At 53.8% G+C, this 4,016-nt stretch carries 4 protein-coding genes; all 4 read left to right on the top strand.

What is annotated here, in order from left to right:
• Window positions 1-509: 509 nt before the first annotated feature.
• Window positions 510-809 carry a hypothetical protein gene (locus tag AB4043_RS21950; protein ID WP_442308090.1) on the top strand — a complete coding sequence of 100 codons (300 nt, stop codon included), beginning with the start codon at window positions 510-512 and terminating at the stop codon, window positions 807-809.
• A gap of 74 nt (window positions 810-883) precedes the next feature.
• Entirely contained in the window at window positions 884-1,873 is a 990-nt protein-coding gene (locus AB4043_RS21945) for a YcaO-like family protein (RefSeq protein ID WP_442308089.1), read from the top strand.
• Between the two features lie 14 nt (window positions 1,874-1,887).
• On the top strand, window positions 1,888-2,559 hold the full coding sequence (locus tag AB4043_RS21940; RefSeq protein ID WP_442308088.1) for a TOMM precursor leader peptide-binding protein: 672 nt from the start codon (window positions 1,888-1,890) through the stop codon (window positions 2,557-2,559).
• Window positions 2,556-4,016: hypothetical protein (locus AB4043_RS21935; protein WP_442308087.1), on the top strand; the 1,461-nt coding region annotated here is incomplete at its 3' end. The genes AB4043_RS21940 and AB4043_RS21935, both read left to right, overlap by 4 nt.

Here is a 4,016-nt window from a genome sequence, read left to right as displayed (position 1 = left end):
CTGTTATAGGCGAGCTTCAGATTGACATTAAGCCCGCGTCCTGGAAGCGACACAATCGACTGCTGCCAGGCTGCATTTCCTGAAAAAAGATCAACGCCGCTTGCAGTAGCAGCCATTCTCGCCTGCGGCAACATCGCGGCTCGCGGTAAGCTTTCGGGAGTACGCCGACCGGTACATCCAGAACAGGATATTCCCTGGGTTGGACCGGCTGTCACCTTCAACGAATTGTCGCTAAGGCTTCCCAGATGAGGAAGACCGTCCTGAATGGCGGTACCAATTGGCACCGTGGCGATCGACGTCTCGCGAGAGACCGGTTGACCATGCCTGCTCGAGCCTCGGACATTCTGTCCAGTCGGAGAGAAGATCATAAGGGCTAGTAGCAGAAGAACAGAAACTAAGCAGAGAATGAAAAACCGCGAAGCTCGCTTGAACATACGATTCCCTCAGCCAACGAAGTCTCAAAGCATTTCGGTGCGATACGTTGCTACTCGCCTGGGCAGGCGCAACTGTTGCAGCTTGAGCAACTCGAGCAGCTCGACCAGGAGGTGCAACTGGCACAACTGCCGCAGCTACTGCAGCTACTGCAACTACTGCAACTGCCGCAACTGCCGCAACTGCCACATCCCCCGCAACTCGAACAGCTCTCGCAGCTACAGCAACCAACCAGTTCGCATTCGGGACCGATCTGGGCGTGGACCTGTCGCATCGGTTGCATAGGGTCAACCACACGTGTCCACAGCATTGCTGCACTGCGTTTCGGTGTCTTCAGTGAGAACCCTCTTTGGGGATCTCTATCAACAACTCAGTAAATTGTTAATACACTCACCGCTGCCGTTCGTCTACTAGAATTCCCAAACAAGGGGAAAGTGATTTGGATTTTCCGATGTCTGGACTCGTAAGCGCGTACGGTGGAGTGATACAGGCGGTCCACACAATTCCATCCGACAGTGGGATAAACCCGGTAGTAACCGCGTTTTCCCAGAACGGCAACATGCGACTCCTGTCCATCCAGGAGCAGCCCGGCCTTCGGTTTGCCTCTGTCTCTCCTGGTATCGGTTCGGGGATTGATCGAACTTCGGCAACCGTGCCCGCCCTTGGGGAGGCACTCGAACGCCTATGTTTGTCGGTGTTTCACGAAGATCAGTTCGTCCTCGGATCTGCGAACGATCTCGGGGAAGAAGAAGTCTTCGCGTATCGAGATCTTCCGGCTTGCAGCCAGGAAGAATATGCGGATCCCAGTTCTCCCGTGCGTCCGTTCGACCCCGACGCTCAGATGCGATGGGTGAAGGGATTAGATCTCCATACAGGCCGCAGCGTTTTGATTCCAGCGATTATGGTTTACCTGCATGCCGGCTTTTCCTTTCCCGGGGAACGCTTCTGGCTTCCGAATAGCTGCAATCCCTTGCTTACACGAGCCATCGAAAAAGTTCTTTTTGACCTTAATACCTTCCGGCAAGCATTCAAAAATCCACGCAAGATTCCTCGTGACATAAGAGAGTTCGCGCACGTAATGGACGGTGCAACGTACATGGCAAGGAAAGAGAATGGCGGTGGGTTTTCCTTTCTGTTCAACAATACGGATGAAAACCCATTTCAGTCAGCGTCCCACGGTGAACAAAATTGCGATTCCTTATCGAACTTGCTTCAGCGATTGAAAACGCTCGGGATGAATGTTTATGCGGTGGATATCAGCACAGATGAAGCGTTTACAGGGGGAGTTCGCGTGGTGAGGGTCATTATTCCCCAATTGCAGCCGATTTCATTCCACTACCGTGCCCGTTTTCTGGCTCATACCCGATTGACGTCGCTGCACCAAAAGTTGAGACCGAACTTACCCATCACGATTAACCCAGCTCCATCTCCTTTTGCCTGAGCGGTGCCTACATCATGCGAAATATCCAAGTCATTGTCAGCGGTGGTTTCTCCGACCTCGTCGTAACAGAACTCATCAGGCTTTCCTGCTTGCTTGGTGACGTAGTGTTCCAGCCCATATCCTTGCCGACGAATGACAGGGCTGCTTCTATCGAGCGCAGCGGTGCTGACGTGCTAATGCTTATGTCGGATGGGAATCAAGACGAATTGGCATCGGAGTTAAACCGCATATGCTTTGCCGCTGGGTTGCCCTTCCTGCCGGTGCAGCGAGACCTGCTCAAACTTCACGTCGGCCCATTCATTCGACCGGGGAAGAGTGGCTGCTGGCAGTGTTGGCTACGCCGCGTCGAGCAGCACAGTAGCGACCCCATCGCGCTTCGGGAGCTGCGAAAGTATCAAACACTRGTGGGTACGTCACGGAGCGCCCCTTTTTTACCCGCACACGTGGGCTTAGCCGGGGCGCTTCTTCTTTCTTGGATTCGTAAGACCCAAGACACTTCCGTCGGCAGGTACATTGAGTTTGATCTGGAATCTGGGGAACAGCATGAAGGGCACTTGGTAGGAATCCATCGATGTGCAATATGTGGGGACAAGGGGGATCCGCTCCAGCGTACCGTGAAGAACTTGTACGAGGAGCTACAGCAGAGCGGGGCCATCTTAGAGAGCCCCCTTGAAAGGAATACATGAGTGTTTCAACTGTTCGTTACAGACGAATTGCTTGTGTTGGCAGCTTCAGGGCAGGCGACAGGCTCTTTTTCGACACTGGGATCCGCCGCCACGAGATGAATGGCCCGCTTGCGGAGACGTTACTAGAGCCAGCCTGGGAACACCTGACACAAGCGCACTCGGTCGAAGAGCTCCAACAGCACTTTCCCGGCGTAGGAGCAGAGCACATCGAGACAGTCCTCGAAACCTTGGTGACTTTAGGCCTTGTCGAGGACAGTACAACCGCTTTTCCCGCTTCCACCGACCCAGCCGCCAGCTACTTTCAACTCATGCTGACTGATCGAAAGGGAGAGCTGCGGGAAGACAGAATCAAAAGAGTAAGACATGCTCGAATTCACATCCTGCATCAGAACCTGGAAGCTGAGGCGACGACATTGCAGACGATGCTGTCTGACAGTCAGATTGGCGAGAAGATTACCGTCGCCGATTGGGGCACCGTTACGCCCGAGCATCCAGCCTTTACCCAGGATCTGAAAATCTGTCTGCTGCGGGAAGCGCCGGTTCGCCTGACTGAGGCTTCTATCAATCTTCTGCAGCGTTTGACAGGAACTTACCTCTTGGCGAGCCGCTGCTTCCTGCGAAATGAAGCCTATATCGGCCCTAGGGCATATACACCGCTCGGAGAAAAACTTGCTGCGATTGCGCCTTGGCCTGAGTCTATGGACAAAGGAGACCAGACACACATCGTCCTTTCCGAACGCCTTTGGCTCTCCCGCCTATCGTTGGAAGTTTTCTATGCATTGACAGAGAGTCCAAAAGCCCTGCCGCCCTCGGCGGTCAAGAGATTTAGCTTGGCGACCGGAGACGTGGAAGAGCGGCTTCTCATACGCGAGTCCAAGCTCAAGGCGGCATGCGGGCTTTTGGAGAACTGCGGTGAGGATGAACGGAATGCATTCCTCACTCTTGAAGAGCACATTGTCGCTCAAGCGGATGGAGGGACTCTCCCAAGATCTTCTGCTTTGAGCTCCCATTTTCCGGAACCACAAGATCCAACTTCAATGTACGAGTACGTCCAACTTCCAGAAGAAACGGATTTCGACACAAGAGCTTCGGAACTCACGCTTGGAACGTTGGCATCGCTGCTCCAGCTAACGGCTGGGGTTCGCTCGATAGAAGATGAAGAGCGAATCAAGCGATGGTGCCCCTCTGCCGGAAATCTCGGATCAGTTGATATCAACATCCTTATCTCGGGAGTTGAAGGAGTTGCCCCAGGAGCTTATCGATATGCGTCAGAGCGGCACGCACTGCAGCGCATCGCATATTGGAACGAAGTTGCTGAGCCGTTCCCCGAAGCGGGACACGAGCCATATTGCTACGTCCTCGTCACCGGAGTTCCCGCACGATTGGTTTCGAAGTATGCTGAATTTAGTTACCGGCTGCTCTTCTTCGATGCAGGAGCCGCGTTTGCACAGCTATTC

This window comes from Terriglobus sp. YAF25 (genome assembly GCF_052113305.1).
Taxonomy (GTDB): domain Bacteria; phylum Acidobacteriota; class Terriglobia; order Terriglobales; family Acidobacteriaceae; genus Terriglobus.
Note: the sequence above shows the minus strand (reverse complement) of the source record. Positions and strands in the feature narration are given on the sequence as shown.

Excerpts from the sequence above, each read along its gene's own strand:
- AB4043_RS21945 (WP_442308089.1), top strand. The coding sequence starts at position 884 with ATGTCTGGACTCGTAAGCGCGTACGGTGGAGTGATACAGGCGGTCCAC.